15 protein-coding genes and 1 pseudogene are annotated in these 15471 nt (G+C 53.7%); 9 read left to right on the plus strand and 7 right to left on the minus strand.

The features are described from left to right. Positions 1 to 12 precede the first annotated feature (12 nt). A complete protein-coding gene (locus P2W74_RS13685; RefSeq protein WP_276292026.1) occupies positions 13 to 306 on the minus strand; it encodes a YcgL domain-containing protein in 294 nt (97 codons plus the stop codon). Positions 307 to 555: 249 nt separating this feature from the next. Next, entirely contained in the window at positions 556 to 822 is a 267-nt protein-coding gene (locus tag P2W74_RS13690) for a lysis system i-spanin subunit Rz (RefSeq protein WP_412767192.1), read from the minus strand. Between the two features lie 169 nt (positions 823 to 991). Here P2W74_RS13690 and P2W74_RS23625 point away from each other — a divergent pair. The 4 genes and pseudogenes from P2W74_RS23625 to minE form a co-directional block, all read left to right on the plus strand. After that, positions 992 to 1117 (plus strand): annotated as a pseudogene (locus P2W74_RS23625) (site-specific integrase); the annotation flags it as partial. 290 nt (positions 1118 to 1407) lie between these two features. Then, positions 1408 to 2115: a septum site-determining protein MinC gene (gene minC / locus P2W74_RS13695; protein WP_276292027.1), complete on the plus strand. Its 708-nt coding sequence runs from the start codon at positions 1408 to 1410 to the stop codon at positions 2113 to 2115. Between the two features lie 22 nt (positions 2116 to 2137). Then, positions 2138 to 2950 (plus strand): septum site-determining protein MinD, encoded by an 813-nt coding sequence (minD, locus tag P2W74_RS13700; protein ID WP_276292028.1) that lies wholly within the window; start codon positions 2138 to 2140, stop codon positions 2948 to 2950. Between the two features lie 3 nt (positions 2951 to 2953). Next, positions 2954 to 3220 carry a cell division topological specificity factor MinE gene (gene minE / locus P2W74_RS13705; protein ID WP_003859937.1) on the plus strand — a complete coding sequence of 89 codons (267 nt, stop codon included), beginning with the start codon at positions 2954 to 2956 and terminating at the stop codon, positions 3218 to 3220. A 92-nt stretch (positions 3221 to 3312) separates the two neighbouring features. On the opposite strand, the gene P2W74_RS13710 is transcribed toward minE, so the two are convergent. Further along, positions 3313 to 4230, minus strand: coding sequence for a LysR substrate-binding domain-containing protein (locus P2W74_RS13710; RefSeq protein WP_276292029.1), 918 nt, complete (start codon positions 4228 to 4230; stop codon positions 3313 to 3315). Between the two features lie 103 nt (positions 4231 to 4333). On the opposite strand from P2W74_RS13710, the gene P2W74_RS13715 reads away from it, so the two are divergent. The 5 genes from P2W74_RS13715 to P2W74_RS13735 all read left to right on the plus strand — a co-directional run bounded on the left by P2W74_RS13715 (position 4334) and on the right by P2W74_RS13735 (position 10959). Beyond that, the gene (locus P2W74_RS13715) at positions 4334 to 5419 is read left to right on the plus strand and encodes a tartrate dehydrogenase (protein ID WP_276292030.1); all 1086 of its coding nucleotides are present in this window, start codon (positions 4334 to 4336) and stop codon (positions 5417 to 5419) included. Between the two features lie 257 nt (positions 5420 to 5676). Continuing rightward, positions 5677 to 7290, plus strand: a complete 1614-nt coding sequence (locus P2W74_RS13720; protein ID WP_276292031.1) for a BCCT family transporter — start codon at positions 5677 to 5679, stop codon at positions 7288 to 7290. A gap of 49 nt (positions 7291 to 7339) precedes the next feature. Next, positions 7340 to 8464, plus strand: a complete 1125-nt coding sequence (yeaW, locus tag P2W74_RS13725) for a carnitine monooxygenase, oxygenase subunit YeaW (RefSeq protein ID WP_276292032.1) — start codon at positions 7340 to 7342, stop codon at positions 8462 to 8464. Between the two features lie 18 nt (positions 8465 to 8482). Further along, the gene (locus tag P2W74_RS13730; protein WP_276292033.1) at positions 8483 to 9931 is read left to right on the plus strand and encodes an NAD-dependent succinate-semialdehyde dehydrogenase; all 1449 of its coding nucleotides are present in this window, start codon (positions 8483 to 8485) and stop codon (positions 9929 to 9931) included. Positions 9932 to 9993: 62 nt separating this feature from the next. Then, positions 9994 to 10959, plus strand: a complete 966-nt coding sequence (locus tag P2W74_RS13735; protein WP_276292034.1) for a PDR/VanB family oxidoreductase — start codon at positions 9994 to 9996, stop codon at positions 10957 to 10959. 46 nt (positions 10960 to 11005) lie between these two features. Here the strand turns inward: P2W74_RS13735 and rnd are convergent, their stop codons facing one another. From rnd to tsaB, 4 genes are all read right to left on the minus strand, one after another. Next, positions 11006 to 12121, minus strand: coding sequence for a ribonuclease D (rnd, locus tag P2W74_RS13740; RefSeq protein ID WP_276295194.1), 1116 nt, complete (start codon positions 12119 to 12121; stop codon positions 11006 to 11008). A gap of 81 nt (positions 12122 to 12202) precedes the next feature. Further along, the gene (gene fadD, locus P2W74_RS13745; protein ID WP_276292035.1) at positions 12203 to 13888 is read right to left on the minus strand and encodes a long-chain-fatty-acid--CoA ligase FadD; all 1686 of its coding nucleotides are present in this window, start codon (positions 13886 to 13888) and stop codon (positions 12203 to 12205) included. Between the two features lie 204 nt (positions 13889 to 14092). Continuing rightward, the gene (locus P2W74_RS13750) at positions 14093 to 14686 is read right to left on the minus strand and encodes a Slp family lipoprotein (protein ID WP_276292036.1); all 594 of its coding nucleotides are present in this window, start codon (positions 14684 to 14686) and stop codon (positions 14093 to 14095) included. A 56-nt stretch (positions 14687 to 14742) separates the two neighbouring features. Further along, entirely contained in the window at positions 14743 to 15438 is a 696-nt protein-coding gene (gene tsaB, locus P2W74_RS13755) for a tRNA (adenosine(37)-N6)-threonylcarbamoyltransferase complex dimerization subunit type 1 TsaB (RefSeq protein ID WP_276292037.1), read from the minus strand. Positions 15439 to 15471: the final 33 nt, after the last annotated feature.

Raw genomic sequence — 15471 nt, forward strand, 5'->3', positions numbered from 1 at the left:
GCCGGATACAGTTTAACGTTTAGCGTCTGATTTATTTTCTCTGACTACTGAAAGATGCTGTTTCAGTAAATCTTCCGGCGGCGGCGGCAGTTGTAAATAATACCCCTGTTCAGCAAGCGCCTGTTTTACTTTATCAAGATCGGCGTTAACGAGTTTTTTACGCCCGTCGAGCGGCAGGATCATCGCCAGCTGGGGCTGGCCAAATCCCTTCAGCAGTTCTTCAGGAACCCGTGAGAAATCGTCTTTTTTTTCGACATATAAATAGGTCTGGTCACGCTTAGGACTTCTGTAGATCACACAAAACATACATTTACTCTTTTTAATGCGTAATTTCGACATACGCTAACATCAATCAAACCCGCACCACAAGCCAGCTGCCTCAGTTTTGCAGTGCAGATTTTTGCATCCCGTCACTGTTTTTTGTCAATCCTATGGCACAAACCTGTCACACGCCTTTGAAGAGGAGCGTCATCGTCCGGAGGTGGCACCAAACTGGGTGGTCGCTGTTGCATTGCATCTCCCCTCCCCACGGGCTCATATCAGTAACGTAACCGACTAAACCGGCACTGTAGCCAGGTCGGTTTGACGAGACCCCCTGCCACTATTATCAATCTTGCGCTGCAGAGCAGCTTTCGCATCAGCTAACGCCTTCGTGTTTTTGGCATCAAACGCTGCAACGTCGCGCTGCCGGATGTCCATGTCGGCGATAGTGGCGCGCTCGCCTGGCTGAGTTTTTCCGTTGCCTAATCGCGCTGGTCTTTGTAGGTGATGGCGTTCTCGCGGTAGTGAACCACCGCCCAACCAGCACCAGCGAGAGCGCATATCTCCGTCGCGGAAATAATAGCCGTGAATCTGCTCATAACTTCGGCTCGTAAACTTCACGTTGAATCTGGCGAGGAGGTTATCGGCTTTGTGTTTGAACGGGTCATAACCGACTTCCGGTATCAGATATTGACCGTGATGACTTCAGTCAGGCAACGAAAAAGCAAGGATCTCCGACGTCCGTTTTCATGTCCTGTGACACACCTGGGCAAGTTGGCATGTTCAGAACGCAACCCCGTTAATGATGTTAAAAGAAATGGACGGGTGGGAAACACTGGAAATGGTGAAAAAATACACTTCCCAGTGGTGGGGAACATTTAAACAAATTCGTAGGTTCTGTCACGTTTTTGGCACATGAAAATGAGCTTGATATGAGAAGGGAATTGAAAAATGCAGCATCACATTGACAGATAAAGGTTTTTTTGAAAAACGGTGAGTTAACTCTATTTAAGATAAGTAGACTTTTATTCTGAATTAACGGGATGGTGACTTGCCTCAATATAATACTGACTATAACATGCCTTCTGGACTTCGGAATATCACTCCGCACTGGAGATGATAAATAGCAAATTGAGTAAGGCCAGGATGTCAAACACGCCAATCGAGCTTAAAGGCAGTAGCTTCACCTTATCAGTGGTTCATTTGCATGAAGCAGAACCCGAGGTTATTCGTCAGGCGTTAGAAGACAAAATCGCGCAGGCACCTGCTTTTTTAAAACATGCTCCTGTCGTGGTTAATGTCAGCGGCCTTGAAAGCCCGGTAAACTGGCCGGTTCTACAAAAGGTTGTTGCGTCCACCGGTCTGCGTATTGTCGGGGTTAGCGGATGCAAAGACGCCCGACTGAAAGCGGAAATCGACGGGATGGGCCTCCCTTTACTGACCGAGGGTAAAGAGAAAGTGGTTCGTTCCGCTCCCGTTGAAGTCGCTGCGCCCGTTCCCCCACCGCAAAACGTTACTCCTATCACAAAAACGCGATTAATTGATGTACCGGTTCGTTCCGGCCAGCGTATTTATGCTCCACAATGTGATCTGATTGTTACAAATCACGTCAGCGCTGGCGCGGAGTTGATTGCCGACGGCAATATTCACGTTTACGGTATGATGAGAGGCCGCGCGCTGGCAGGCGCAAACGGCGATCGGGAAGCGCAAATTTTTTGTACGCATCTGACGGCAGAACTGGTGTCTATCGCAGGTGTTTATTGGCTGAGTGATAAAATCCCAGCAGAATTTTATGGCAAAGCGGCACGTCTGCAGCTGGCAGAGAACGCTTTGACAGTTCAACCGTTGAATTGATCCCTTTTAACAAGGAATTTCTATGGCACGCATTATTGTTGTTACTTCGGGTAAAGGGGGCGTTGGCAAGACCACCTCCAGCGCGGCCATCGCTACTGGTTTGGCCCAGAAGGGAAAGAAAACTGTCGTTATTGATTTTGATATCGGCCTGCGTAACCTCGACCTGATCATGGGATGTGAACGTCGCGTCGTTTACGATTTCGTGAACGTGATTCAGGGCGATGCGTCACTCAATCAGGCGTTAATCAAAGATAAGCGTACTGAAAATCTCTTCATTCTTCCGGCATCACAAACCCGCGATAAAGATGCGCTGACCCGTGAAGGCGTCGCGAAAGTGCTTGATGACCTGAAAACGATGGATTTTGATTTCATCGTCTGCGACTCTCCGGCAGGTATCGAAACCGGCGCGCTGATGGCGCTCTATTTTGCCGACGAAGCGATTATCACCACCAACCCGGAAGTCTCCTCGGTACGTGACTCTGACCGTATTCTGGGCATTCTGGCCTCAAAATCACGCCGCGCAGAAAATGGTGATGATCCGATTAAAGAACACCTGCTGTTAACGCGCTACAACCCTGGCCGCGTCAACAAAGGCGATATGCTCAGCATGGAAGACGTGCTTGAGATCCTGCGTATCAAACTGGTGGGCGTCATCCCGGAAGACCAATCCGTATTACGCGCATCTAACCAGGGCGAGCCGGTCATCCTCGATATCAACGCGGATGCAGGCAAAGCGTATGCAGATACTGTGGAACGTCTGTTGGGAGAAGATCGTCCTTTCCGCTTCATTGAAGAAGAGAAGAAAGGTTTCCTCAAACGCCTGTTCGGAGGATAAGTTATGGCATTACTGGATTTTTTTCTCTCGCGGAAAAAGAGTACAGCTAACATCGCAAAAGAGCGACTGCAAATTATTGTCGCGGAGCGCCGTCGCAGTGACGCCGAGCCGCATTATTTACCGCAGCTGAGAAAGGATATTCTCGAGGTTATCTGCAAATATGTGCAAATAGATCCGGAAATGGTCACCGTGCAGCTTGAACAAAAAGACGGCGATATTTCTATCCTCGAACTTAACGTGACGTTACCAGAAGCAGAAGAGTCCCGATAACACTCTGCAAAAATAGCGCATGTATTATGGAAGGCAGATAATTCTGCCTTTTTTTATTTTTAATCGCCCACCAAACACTCAGCGCTTCACGTTTATTCCAGCGTAAACGTTGGATAACGTTCCTGAAAATAACTGCGTAAAAACTCTACCGTAATACGAATTTTTGCCGAGGTCGCAAGGCGCGAAACATAAACAGCCCAGATATTTGCCGGTTGATAATACTCCGGCAGTACGTGTACCAGATGACCACTGGCAATGTTGTCGCACACATCCCACCATGAACGCAGCGCAATCCCCTGCCCATCCAGACACCACTGATGCACAATCTCGCCGTGGTTGGATGACAGCGCGCCGGTCACTTTGATCGAGTGCACGCCCTCTTTATTGCGTAATTGCCATACCCCAAAAGGATGGTCGCGCTCCTTAATGACCAGACACGGAAATGTTGCCAGCTCAGCGAGTTGTTTCGGCGTACCGTGCTGCGTCAGGAACTCTGGCGATGCGCACAAAACCCGATAGTTGGTGGCCAGTTTGCGGGCAATTAAATTCGGCGCAATATCATCCCCAATGCGGATATCGAGATCGACCCCTTCATTGACCAGGTCCACCAGCCGGTCTTCAACATCAAAGCGCAATTCCAGTTGCGGATACTGCTTTGCCAGGGCGGAGAGCGCCGGGGCGACAACCCGACGCCCAAAACCAAAACTGCTGATTACCCGTAGCATGCCCTGCGGCACCTGCCGCACGTCGGACAGTTCATCCATCATCTGATCCACATCCTGCAAAATGCGCTGCGCCCATTCGTAGATGCGCTCCCCCTCTTCGGTGATGGTGACCCGGCGGGTGGTTCGGTGTAATAACACAACGTTCAGCGTCTGTTCCAGCAGCGCGACACGCTTGCTGATAAACGCAGGGGAAACGCCCAGCTCTTCCGCCACGGCGGCAAATCCGGCACGACGGGCGACCAGCATAAAGACGCGTAAATCATTCAGCAGCGGCAGATTATTCATGATCTGTGTTTTATGTTTCACCAGTTAGGGGGATTAACTATCAATCAGTCAATTATAGGATAAAGGGGAAGTCAATTTTGGTTGCTGATAAGTGAGAGCTGGTATGAAGAAAACCTGTCGTATTGCCGCTATTCCCGGAGACGGTATTGGTAAAGAAGTTCTGCCTGAAGGTATTCGCGTCTTACAGGCCGCCGCTGAGCGCTGGGACTTGTCGCTGAGCTTTGAGCCGATCGAATGGGCCAGCTGTGAGTACTATACCCATCACGGAAAGATGATGCCTGATGACTGGCACGAGCAACTCAAGTCCTATGATGCCATCTATTTTGGCGCCGTCGGCTGGCCGGAAACGGTGCCTGACCACGTCTCATTGTGGGGCTCACTGCTGAAATTCCGCCGCGAGTTTGATCAGTACGTCAATCTGCGCCCGGTACGTCTCTTCCCGGGGGTTCCGTGTCCGCTGGCCGGAAAACAGGCAGGTGATATTGATTTTTACGTAGTGCGCGAAAATACCGAAGGTGAATATTCTTCGCTGGGCGGACGCGTCAACGCCGGGACCGAGCATGAACTGGTGATTCAGGAGTCCGTGTTTACCCGTCGCGGCGTGGATCGTATTCTGCGTTACGCCTTTGAGTTGGCGCAGAACCGCCCACGCAAAACGCTCACCTCCGCCACCAAATCGAACGGCCTTGCCATCAGTATGCCTTACTGGGATGAACGGGTTGAGGCGATGGCCACGCAATACCCGCAGATCCGTTGGGATAAGCAGCACATCGATGTACTGTGCGCCCGCTTCGTTTTACAGCCAGAACGCTTTGACGTGGTGGTTGCCTCTAACCTGTTCGGCGATATCCTGTCCGATCTGGGCCCAGCCTGTACGGGAACCATCGGCATTGCGCCGTCTGCCAACCTCAATCCTGAGCGTACTTTCCCGTCACTGTTCGAGCCTGTCCACGGCTCAGCGCCGGACATCTACGGTAAAAACATCGCCAACCCCATTGCGACCATTTGGGCTGGCGCCATGATGCTGGATTTCCTCGGTAATGGCGATGCGCGTTTCCATAATGCACATAATTCCATTCTGGCGGCCATTGAACAGGTGATTGCCAGCGGACCGAAAACGCCCGATATGAAAGGCGTTGCCTCCACACAGCAGGTGGGTGACGCCATTTGTCAGGCTATCCTGCGTTGAGGTCAAACCACAAAATAAGAGCCGCGTCACTGACGCGGTTTTTTTTATTCATTCGCCCTGGTAAATACCTGCGTCATTTCACCTTTTATTATTTCCGTTCCGTGTTTTATTGCTTCACGCATCCGCTAATTGTTTAATTCATGTAACAACTAAATAATTAAATCGTTAAAAACAGCAGTAACAAGTCTTGACCCTACAGCGTGATTACAACAACAGGCCAATGCCAAATACGGGCGACGACGCCCAGGAGATCACCCATGTTGAGCAATGTAAAAAAGAAAAAAGATGTGCCGCTGATCGCCATCAGCTTACTGGCCATTCTTTTCATCGCAGCAGCATTAAGCCTCTTCCCCCAACAATCTGCGCAAGCAGCAAACACCATTTTTAACGGCGTTACCCGGATGCTCGGTTCCGCTGTTCAGGTCCTCGTACTATTGGCAATGGGGCTCGTCATTTATCTGGCCACCAGTAAATACGGCAATATTCGCCTGGGGGAAGGAAAACCGGAGTACAGCACCCTGTCCTGGTTATTTATGTTTATTTGCGCCGGATTAGGTTCTTCCACGCTCTACTGGGGCGTTGCGGAATGGGCGTATTACTACCAGACTCCGGGTCTGAATATCGCGCCGAACTCGCAAAAAGCCCTCGAGTTTAGTATCCCGTACTCCTTCTTCCACTGGGGGATCAGCGCGTGGGCAACCTATACCCTGGCCTCATTAATCATGGCCTACCATTTTCATGTGAGGAAAAATAAAGGGTTAAGCCTCTCGGGGATTATTGCCGCCATCACCGGCGTGCATCCGCAAGGCGTCTGGGGCCGTCTGGTTGACCTGATGTTCCTGATTGCCACCGTCGGCGCATTGACCATCTCTCTGGTCGTCACCGCTGCCACCTTTACTCGCGGGTTGTCCGCACTGACCGGATTACCGGACAACTTCACGGTGCAGGCCTTCGTTATCCTGCTGTCCGGCGGAATTTTCTGCCTCAGCTCCTGGATTGGTATCAACAACGGCCTGCAACGGCTGAGCAAAATGGTCGGCTGGGGTGCGTTTCTGCTGCCGCTGCTGGTGCTTATCGTGGGTCCAACGGAGTTTATTACCAACAGCGTCATCAACGCCATTGGCCTGACCACGCAGAATTTCCTGCAAATGAGTCTGTTCACTGACCCGCTCGGCGACGGTTCATTTACCCGCAACTGGACCGTGTTTTACTGGCTGTGGTGGATCTCTTATACCCCAGGCGTGGCGATGTTCGTTACTCGCGTGTCGCGCGGTCGTAAGATTAAAGAAGTCATCTGGGCGCTGATCCTCGGCAGCACCGTCGGCTGCTGGTTCTTCTTCGGCGTGATGGAAAGTTATGCCATCCATCAGTTTATTAACGGAGTGATCAACGTCCCGCAGGTGATGCAAACGCTGGGTGGCGAAACCGCCGTGCAGCAGGTATTGATGTCGCTCCCGGCCGGAAAACTGTTCATGGCCGCGTATCTGGCGGTGATGATTATTTTCCTCGCATCCCACATGGATGCGGTGGCCTATACCATGGCGGCAACCAGCACGCGAAACCTGCAGGAAGGTGAAGATCCTGAGCGTGGACTGCGTCTGTTCTGGTGTGTGGTTATTACCCTGATTCCGCTGTCAATTTTGTTTACCGGCGCCTCGCTGGAAACAATGAAAACTACCGTGGTACTGACAGCGCTTCCGTTCCTCGCCATCTTACTGGTGAAGGTCGTTGGCTTTATTCGCTGGTTAAAGCAGGACTATGCCCACGTCCCTGCCCATCAAATTGAAAGCACTCTTCCCGAAACGCAGGACAGCGCGCCCGTATCAACGCCCACGCTGCCAGCCGGGACAATACTCAAAGGCGACCACTGAGCGCCACGAGCCAACATCCTCTTACTGACAAAAAATAAAAGGTAACCCTATGAGCAATCTGAGCCCTGAATTTGTTTTGCCTGACAACTTTTGTGCAAACCCGCAGGATGCCTGGACCATTCCGGCACGCTTTTACACCGACCAGCAGGCATTCGAACATGAAAAAGAGAACGTGTTTGCCAAAAGCTGGATTTGCGTCGCTCACAGCAGCGAACTGGCGAAGCCGAATGATTATGTGACCCGCGAGATCATCGGCGAAAATATCGTCCTGGTGCGCGGTCGCGACAATATTTTGCGCGCCTTCTATAACGTCTGCCCGCATCGCGGTCATCAGTTACTGAGCGGCGAAGGGAAAGCGAAAAACGTGATTACCTGCCCGTACCATGCCTGGGCCTTCAAGCTGGATGGCAACCTCGCTCACGCCCGTAACTGTGAAAATGTGGCCAATTTCGACAGCGAAAAGGCCCACCTCACCCCGGTTCGCCTTGAAGAGTACGCCGGTTTTGTCTTTATCAACATGGATCCGAATGCACCCAGCGTTGAAGAGCAGTTACCGGGGCTGGCGGCAAAAGTGGTGGAAGCGTGCCCGGAGGTTCATGACCTGAAACTCGCGGCCCGTTTTACCACCCGCACCCCGGCAAACTGGAAGAATATCGTCGATAACTATCTGGAGTGCTACCACTGTGGCCCGGCACACCCTGGCTTCTCTGATTCCGTACAGGTGGATCGCTACTGGCATACCATGCATGGCAACTGGACACTGCAGTACGGTTTCGCCAAACCTTCCGAGCAGTCATTCAAATTTGAAGAGGGCGTGGATGCGGCCTTCCACGGCTTCTGGCTGTGGCCCTGCACCATGCTCAATGTCACCCCTATCAAGGGGATGATGACGGTTATCTATGAATTCCCGGTCGATGCGGAAACCACCCTGCAAAACTACGATATCTACTTTACCAACGAAGAATTAACGGATGAGCAGAAGTCGCTGATCGAATGGTATCGCGACGTGTTCCGCCCGGAAGATTTGCGCCTGGTGGAAAGCGTACAAAAAGGGCTGAAATCACGCGGCTATCGCGGTCAGGGGCGCATTATGGCGGATACCAGCGGGAGCGGAATTTCCGAGCACGGTATCGCTCATTTCCATAACCTGGTCGCCCAGGTGTTCCAGAATTAATTGCACAGGGAGAGAGCCATGTCCGTATTTCAGTCTTCACTTTTTCGTCAACAAGCGTTTATTGCTGGCGTCTGGCGAGATGCCGATGATGACGCCACGCTGACGGTGACGAACCCGGCAACAGGCGCGACGCTGGGGAAAATCCCCAATATGGGCGCAGAGGAAGCGAGTCAGGCGGTTGACGCCGCCTCGCAGGCATTACCGTCCTGGCGGGCGATGACTGCCGCTCAGCGTGGGATGTTACTCAAAGCCTGGCATCGTCTGATCCTCGACAACACCTCCGCGCTTGCGCAGATCATGACCGCCGAGCAAGGCAAGCCGCTGGCGGAGGCAGAGGGGGAAATTGCCTACGCCGCGTCGTTTATCGAATGGTTTGCCGAGCAGGGGAAACGTACCAACGGCGACGTTATCCCCTCCCCGTCCACCGATAAACGGTTGATGGTGATCCGCCAGGGAATTGGCGTCTGTGCCGCCATCACGCCGTGGAATTTCCCTGCGGCGATGATCACCCGCAAAGCCGGGCCTGCGCTCGCAGCAGGTTGTACGATGGTGCTCAAACCGGCGAATGAAACGCCATTCACCGCACTGGCGCTGGCAGAACTGGCGCGACAGGCGGGGATCCCGGCCGGTGTTATCAATGTCGTGACCGGTAAATCCCGTGATATCGGGGCGGTATTCACCGGTGATGAGCGCGTGCGCAAACTCTCCTTCACGGGGTCAACCGAAGTGGGCCGCGTCCTGATGCGCCAGTGTGCCGACAGCATTAAAAAGGTGTCGCTGGAGTTGGGTGGCAACGCGCCGTTTATCGTCTTTGAAGATGCCTGTCTCGACAAAGCCGTAGAAGGCGCGCTGGTTGCCAAATTCCGTAATGCCGGGCAAACCTGCGTGTGCGTGAACCGCTTTTATATCCATCACGCCATTTACGACGCGTTTTGCGAGAAATTCGTCGCCAGGGTCGCGGCGCTGCGGGTGGGCGACGGCAGTCAGCCCGGCGTGCAAACAGGACCGCTGATCAACAGTGATGCCGTGCAAAAAGTGCAGTCCCTGCTCGACGATGCGCTGACCCGTGGCGCCACGCTGTTAACCGGCGGCCAGCGTCATGCAGCAGGCGGAAATTTCTTTACCCCCACGGTGATAGGCAACGTGCAGCCAGGCTCTCAGCTGTTACAGGAAGAGATCTTTGGCCCGGTAGCCGCGCTGGTGAAATTCGACGATGAACAGGATGTTATCCGTCAGGCTAATGACACCATTTATGGCCTGGCATCGTATTTCTACACCAATGACGCCGCGCGGATCTGGCGCGTTTCAGAACAGCTTGAGTACGGGATGGTGGGGATCAATACCGGACTTATCTCCAATGAAGTCGCGCCGTTTGGCGGCGTCAAACAGTCGGGGCTGGGGCGCGAAGGGTCAGAGTACGGGATCGAAGATTATCTGGAGATGAAATACCTCTGCCAGGGGCTGTAACGATGACAGGTCCCGGCGCTGTAGTTAAGCAGCGTCGGGCTGATTTTTAAGGGAGTGCTGCGATGTCTGAATATCAAATGCATCAGGTGCGGGTGAGTCAGGTTGACACCCTCACCGCGCATGTAAAGCGTTTTACCTTAGTCGCCGCGTCGGGCGGCGGGTTACCCGCCTTTAGCGGCGGTAGTCATATCATTGTCCAAATGCGCGAGGGCAATCATCTCTACAGCAATGCCTATTCGCTGATGAGTTCCCCGTTGGATACCTCTCACTGGCAAATTGCCGTGCGGCGGGAGGAGAACTCCAAAGGGGGATCGCGCTATCTGCATCAGCAGGTAAAACCCGGCGACACACTTACCGTTTCCACCCCGAAGAATCTCTTCGCGCTCGCGCCGCAGGCGCATAAACATCTGCTGATCGCCGGGGGGATTGGGATCACCCCATTCCTCTCTCAGATACCCGAACTGGAACAGCGCCAGGCGCAGTGGCAGCTCCATTATTGTGCCCACAGCCAGGAGAACTGCGCGTTTCACGGTGAGTTATCTCAGCATATCAATGCCAATCGTATTCATCTGCACCTTTCGTCAGAAGGCACACGGCTGGAACTGGCGCGGTTGCTGGCCGATGTTGAACCGGGCACTCATATCTATACCTGTGGTCCTGCGGCGCTTAACGATGCCGTAAGACGCGAGGCTACCGCCCTCGGCATCGACAAAAATGCTCTGCATTTTGAACAATTTGCCGTTGAAGATAAGGCGGGCGATGCCTTTACCCTCGTGCTGGCCCGTTCGGGACGCGAGTTTATCGTCCCCGAAGAGATGACGATTTTGCAGGTGATCGAAAATAACAAAGCGGCGAAGGTGGAGTGTTTGTGCCGTGAAGGTGTGTGCGGCACATGTGAAACGGCGATTCTCGAAGGGGAAGCCGATCACCGGGATCAGTATTTCAGCGACGATGAAAAAGCCAGCCAGCAAAGTCTGCTCATCTGCTGCTCACGCGCCAAAGGTAAGCGACTGGTACTGGACTTATGATCTCACTGCGAATAACGGGAGCGCCTGGCTCCCGTTTTCGTCTGGCTTAGCGGGGATACTCTTGCAGCAGACGGTTGAGCTGTTCAGCCATCAGCTCCGCACGCCATCCGGAAATCAGCTCCGGCAACGTCGCCTGCGGTTTCAGTTTCCAGTGCCAGTTGAGCAACTGGTTTATCTGGCGGCGGGACGCGAGCAGTTCGGCGCTGAGATTATGCGCCGCACTAACATCGGCAACCAGCGCCTTGATGGCTTTGAATGCCTTGCGGTAGCCCGGCATATCCATCAGGTTCAGCAAGGGTTCCGGGAGGCTCTCTTCCGGGAGCGCCTGCGCTTGCGCCACCAGCGAAATCAGCGTCTTGCCGTGAAAACGAATTTCACTGCCGGAAAGCCCAAGACCGTCGAGTTCCCCCAGACTGCCTGGCATATAACGGGCAACAGCCCACAGATGTTCTTCGCGCACCACAAAATTGACCGCCAGATCGCGCTCACGCGCTTTACGCAGTCGCCAGTCGGCCAACAATTGCAGACAGGCCAGTTGACGGGTACGCAACTGCCAGGCGTTGGTGATTTCACGCCAGGCGTCTTCAGGCGCGAGGATCTCCTGACGGCGTTGCTGCATCAAACGACACTCGTCCAGCGCGGCTGGCAACCAACCGCTCTCTTGCGTTTCCGCCATCAGTTTTGCGGTGATCGGTAATAGATACCAGACATCGGCCGCCGCATATTCACACTGGCGTTCCGTTAGCGGTCTGGCCAGCCAGTCGGTGCGGGATTCACTCTTGTCCAGCGCCACGCCGGTGAACTCTTCCACCATCGATGCAAATCCCCATGACAAGGGACGCCCGCAAAACGCCGCAAGGATTTGCGTGTCGATCAGCGGCTGTGGCAGCTCACCAAAGGTATTAAGAAACACTTCCAGATCTTCGCTGCCCGCATGCAGATATTTGGTAATGGCGGTATCACGTAAAATGGTGCGCAGTGGGGACCAGTCGGTGATCCCGTGCGGATCAATCAGCGCAACGTGTTCGCCATCAAACAGCTGGATAAGACCCAACTGCGGATAATAGGTGCGCGTGCGGACAAATTCAGTGTCCAGGGCAATGGCCTTAAACGCACGGGCCGCTTCGCACAGCGTTGCCAGTGCGTCGTCCGTCGTGATCATTTGGTAATTCAAATCGTGTTCTCTTAGGTTTGCGCCAAAAAAAACGCCGGCTTAACCGGCGTCTGGCGACTCATTTAAAGCTCATGCCTTATTGTCTACTTTGCCACGCGCTTCGTCACGTAATTCTCGTCGCAAAATTTTTCCGACGTTAGATTTTGGCAACTCGTCACGGAATTCCACCAGCTTAGGCACTTTGTAGCCCGTCAGATGGCGACGGCAGAAAGTGACCAACGCTTCATCGGTGAGAGAAGCGTCTTTTTTCACCACAAAAATCTTCACCGCCTCGCCGCTGCTGCCGGACGGCACGCCCACCGCTGCCACTTCCTGAACGCCAGGATGCTGCATCACCACATCTTCGATTTCGTTCGGATAGACGTTAAAGCCGGAGACCAGAATCATGTCTTTTTTACGGTCAACGATGCGCAGGAAACCTTCTGCATCCATCACCGCGATATCGCCGGTATGCAGCCAGCCGCCTTTGACGATCTCATCCGTCGCGTCGGGACGCTGCCAGTAACCCAGCATCACCTGTGGGCCTTTGATGCACAGCTCGCCCGGTTCTCCCGGCGGCACTTCGTTGTCATCATCGTCCACCAGTTTGACCTCGGTCGAGGGAACGGGTAAGCCAATACTGCCGCTGTGATAATCAATATCGTGCGGGTTAACGCTCACCAGCGGTGAACATTCGGTCAGCCCGTAGCCTTCCAGCAGGTATTGCCCGGTCAGCTTCACCCAGCGCTCCGCTACGGCTTGCTGGACGGGCATTCCGCCACCTGCTGACAGATGCAGGGTAGAAAAGTCGAGCTGCTGGAACTCTTTGTTGTTCAACAGAGCATTAAACAGCGTGTTCACGCCCGTCATGGCGGTGAACGGGTATTTCGCCAGTTCTTTTACCAGGCCGGGAATATCACGCGGGTTAGTGATCAGCAGGTTTTGCCCGCCCAGCTCAATGAACAGTAAGCAGTTCATGGTCAGGGCGAAGATGTGATACAGCGGCAGCGCGGTGACCACCAGCTCTTTACCCGGATGTAAAAGCGGCCCGTAGGTGGCATGCACCTGCTCGAGGTTTGCCAGCATATTGCGGTGCGTCAGCATCGCCCCTTTCGCCACCCCGGTGGTGCCGCCGGTATACTGCAGGAACGCCAAATCTTCAGGCATCACCTCAGGCTTCACATATTGCATGCGGTAGCCGTTCTGTAACGCGCTACGAAATGAAATCGCATCCGGCAGATGGTACTTCGGCACCAGACGCTTAATGTATTTCACCACGAAATTAACCAGCGTACCTTTCGCCGTGGAGAGCTGATCGCCCATACGGGTCAGGATCACGTGTTTTACGGCCGTTTTCTCAACCACTTTTTCCAGCGTATGGGCAAAGTTGGAGACAATCACGATGGCCGTCGCGCCACTGTCGTTGAGCTGATGTTCCAGTTCACGCGGCGTATACAAGGGATTGACGTTGACCACGATCATCCCGGCGCGAAGGATGCCAAACAGTGCGACAGGGTACTGCAACAGGTTCGGCATCATCAACGCGACACGATCGCCCTTTTTAAGCCCGAGCCCCTGCTGCAAATACGCCGAAAATGCCCGGCTACGCTCTTCGAGTTTGCGGAAGGTCATCACCTCCCCCATATTGACGAACGCAGGCTGATCGGCGTAGCGCGCCGAAGCCTGTTCAAACAGTTCCACCAGGGATTGATAACGGTCAGGATTGATCTCCGCCGGGACATCTGCGGGATAACGGTTAAGCCAAACCTTCTTCAAAACATCACCTCTAAAATGCGTGTTCGTCGTCATCACAACCCCAGTAAATAAACAAGCCGTTAACATAATATTAACTCAGCGTACCAGTTTATTAATTACTCAACTGAAAGGTTGCGAAGCGCGTCACTATTTATTTTTCTTCTATCCGTATTAATGCAGAAACAGCGGACGAGCCGCTGTTTCTTTTATCGACAAAACAATGAGTTACTCTGTTACTATCGTCTGAACCTGAGCGGGACCGGGGTTATACCATCCGCCATAACCATAGCCGTAACCATAGCCATAGTGTCTGGCGCGTGCACCGTAAAACCACGGATCTATCGGCTGAGGCGGCATCACAACCTGTTGCGTAACCCGCCAGCGCTTATAGCCCGTAACCTGCATCAGCATAAATTTATACGGGGTATTGCCGATTTTACCGTCGACAGTTCCGCTGATTGGGCCGACGACAGTAACCAGTTGACCACGAAAATCAACCGGGTCAAGGAACCCGTTCACGTCTGCCATAATGCGTCCGCGTGACACTTCGCCCAGCACCGGTCGCGCGCCGCTATCCAGAGACACCGTGGCGATCTCCAGACGGGTTTTCCCCTGCTGGTTTTGCACGTCCACCACTTTGCCGCCAAAACGCGCTTCCTGGCCGACATACAGTTGCGGCGCGTTCATCACCCGCGCCAGATCCTGTTGCGGCGTGGGACTCGACCCTTTGATGGCATCCGGAACGGTGACACAGCCACTCAGCATAAGCGCAACGGCTGCCGCCAGCATTCCTTTAACAATCTGTTTGTGAACCGCCATAATGCGACTCCTTCTTCTCAGCACATATCACTGCATCAGGCTAATACTACTGAGATTCATTCTTTACCGGGAAGTTTCTTCCACGCCACGTTGTTACGCAAATAAACCGGCTCGGCATGTTCAACCGCGACGGTTTTTCCTGCCGCCAGCATTTGACTGGCCAAAGGCAGCATATCTTCTGCCGCAGGCAGCAAGACGTTGCCATCTCGCAGCGCCAGACCGCTCTCGTTTGCCAGCTCCGGCCATGCTGGCCAGCCCGTGCCCACCGTGGCCCACTCGCCGGAAAGTTGCTTCAACCGCGCAATCACCGCGTCCGGTTTTAACACCGCTTCAGTGTCTTCACCGTGCCATACGCCATTTTCATCGCGCTGGTATTCGGCCCAGTACACTTCGCCCATTCGGGCGTCAATCGCCGCCAGAACGCGGGTGGCGCCGGTTTTACGCCAGGCGCCCTGCGCCATCGTTGCCAGCGTCGAGACACCGATCATTGGAAGAGAGGCACCCAATGCCAGACCTTGCGCAATACCGATACCAATGCGCACGCCGGTAAAACTGCCCGGTCCGCGGCCAAAGGCCAGCGCGTTGATTTCGGCAAGCGTTGTGCCGCTGGTTGCCAGGATATCCTGAACCATCGGCAAGATTCGTTGGGTGTGTTCTCGTGGGCAAAGCTCAAATTGAGCGTTGATATTACCGTCATTCCACAGGGCAACAGAACAGGCTTCTGTGGCGGTATCGATAGCCAGAATTCGCATGGGTCTTCGTGCTTAGATCAATAAAATGGCGCG

Source organism: Citrobacter enshiensis, assembly GCF_029338175.1.
Lineage (GTDB): Bacteria > Pseudomonadota > Gammaproteobacteria > Enterobacterales > Enterobacteriaceae > Citrobacter_D > Citrobacter_D enshiensis.

Coding starts and splice junctions, on each gene's coding strand:
- rnd (WP_276295194.1), bottom strand. CDS start 12,121: ATGATCACGACGGACGACGCACTGGCAACGCTGTGCGAAGCGGCCCGT.
- P2W74_RS13715 (WP_276292030.1), top strand. CDS start 4,334: ATGAAGAAAACCTGTCGTATTGCCGCTATTCCCGGAGACGGTATTGGT.
- P2W74_RS13750 (WP_276292036.1), bottom strand. CDS start 14,686: ATGGCGGTTCACAAACAGATTGTTAAAGGAATGCTGGCGGCAGCCGTT.
- tsaB (WP_276292037.1), bottom strand. CDS start 15,438: ATGCGAATTCTGGCTATCGATACCGCCACAGAAGCCTGTTCTGTTGCC.
- P2W74_RS13735 (WP_276292034.1), top strand. CDS start 9,994: ATGTCTGAATATCAAATGCATCAGGTGCGGGTGAGTCAGGTTGACACC.
- yeaW (WP_276292032.1), top strand. CDS start 7,340: ATGAGCAATCTGAGCCCTGAATTTGTTTTGCCTGACAACTTTTGTGCA.
- minE (WP_003859937.1), top strand. CDS start 2,954: ATGGCATTACTGGATTTTTTTCTCTCGCGGAAAAAGAGTACAGCTAAC.
- P2W74_RS13720 (WP_276292031.1), top strand. CDS start 5,677: ATGTTGAGCAATGTAAAAAAGAAAAAAGATGTGCCGCTGATCGCCATC.
- P2W74_RS13710 (WP_276292029.1), bottom strand. CDS start 4,230: ATGAATAATCTGCCGCTGCTGAATGATTTACGCGTCTTTATGCTGGTC.
- minD (WP_276292028.1), top strand. CDS start 2,138: ATGGCACGCATTATTGTTGTTACTTCGGGTAAAGGGGGCGTTGGCAAG.
- minC (WP_276292027.1), top strand. CDS start 1,408: ATGTCAAACACGCCAATCGAGCTTAAAGGCAGTAGCTTCACCTTATCA.
- P2W74_RS13730 (WP_276292033.1), top strand. CDS start 8,483: ATGTCCGTATTTCAGTCTTCACTTTTTCGTCAACAAGCGTTTATTGCT.
- P2W74_RS13685 (WP_276292026.1), bottom strand. CDS start 306: ATGTTTTGTGTGATCTACAGAAGTCCTAAGCGTGACCAGACCTATTTA.
- P2W74_RS13690 (WP_412767192.1), bottom strand. CDS start 822: ATGCGCTCTCGCTGGTGCTGGTTGGGCGGTGGTTCACTACCGCGAGAA.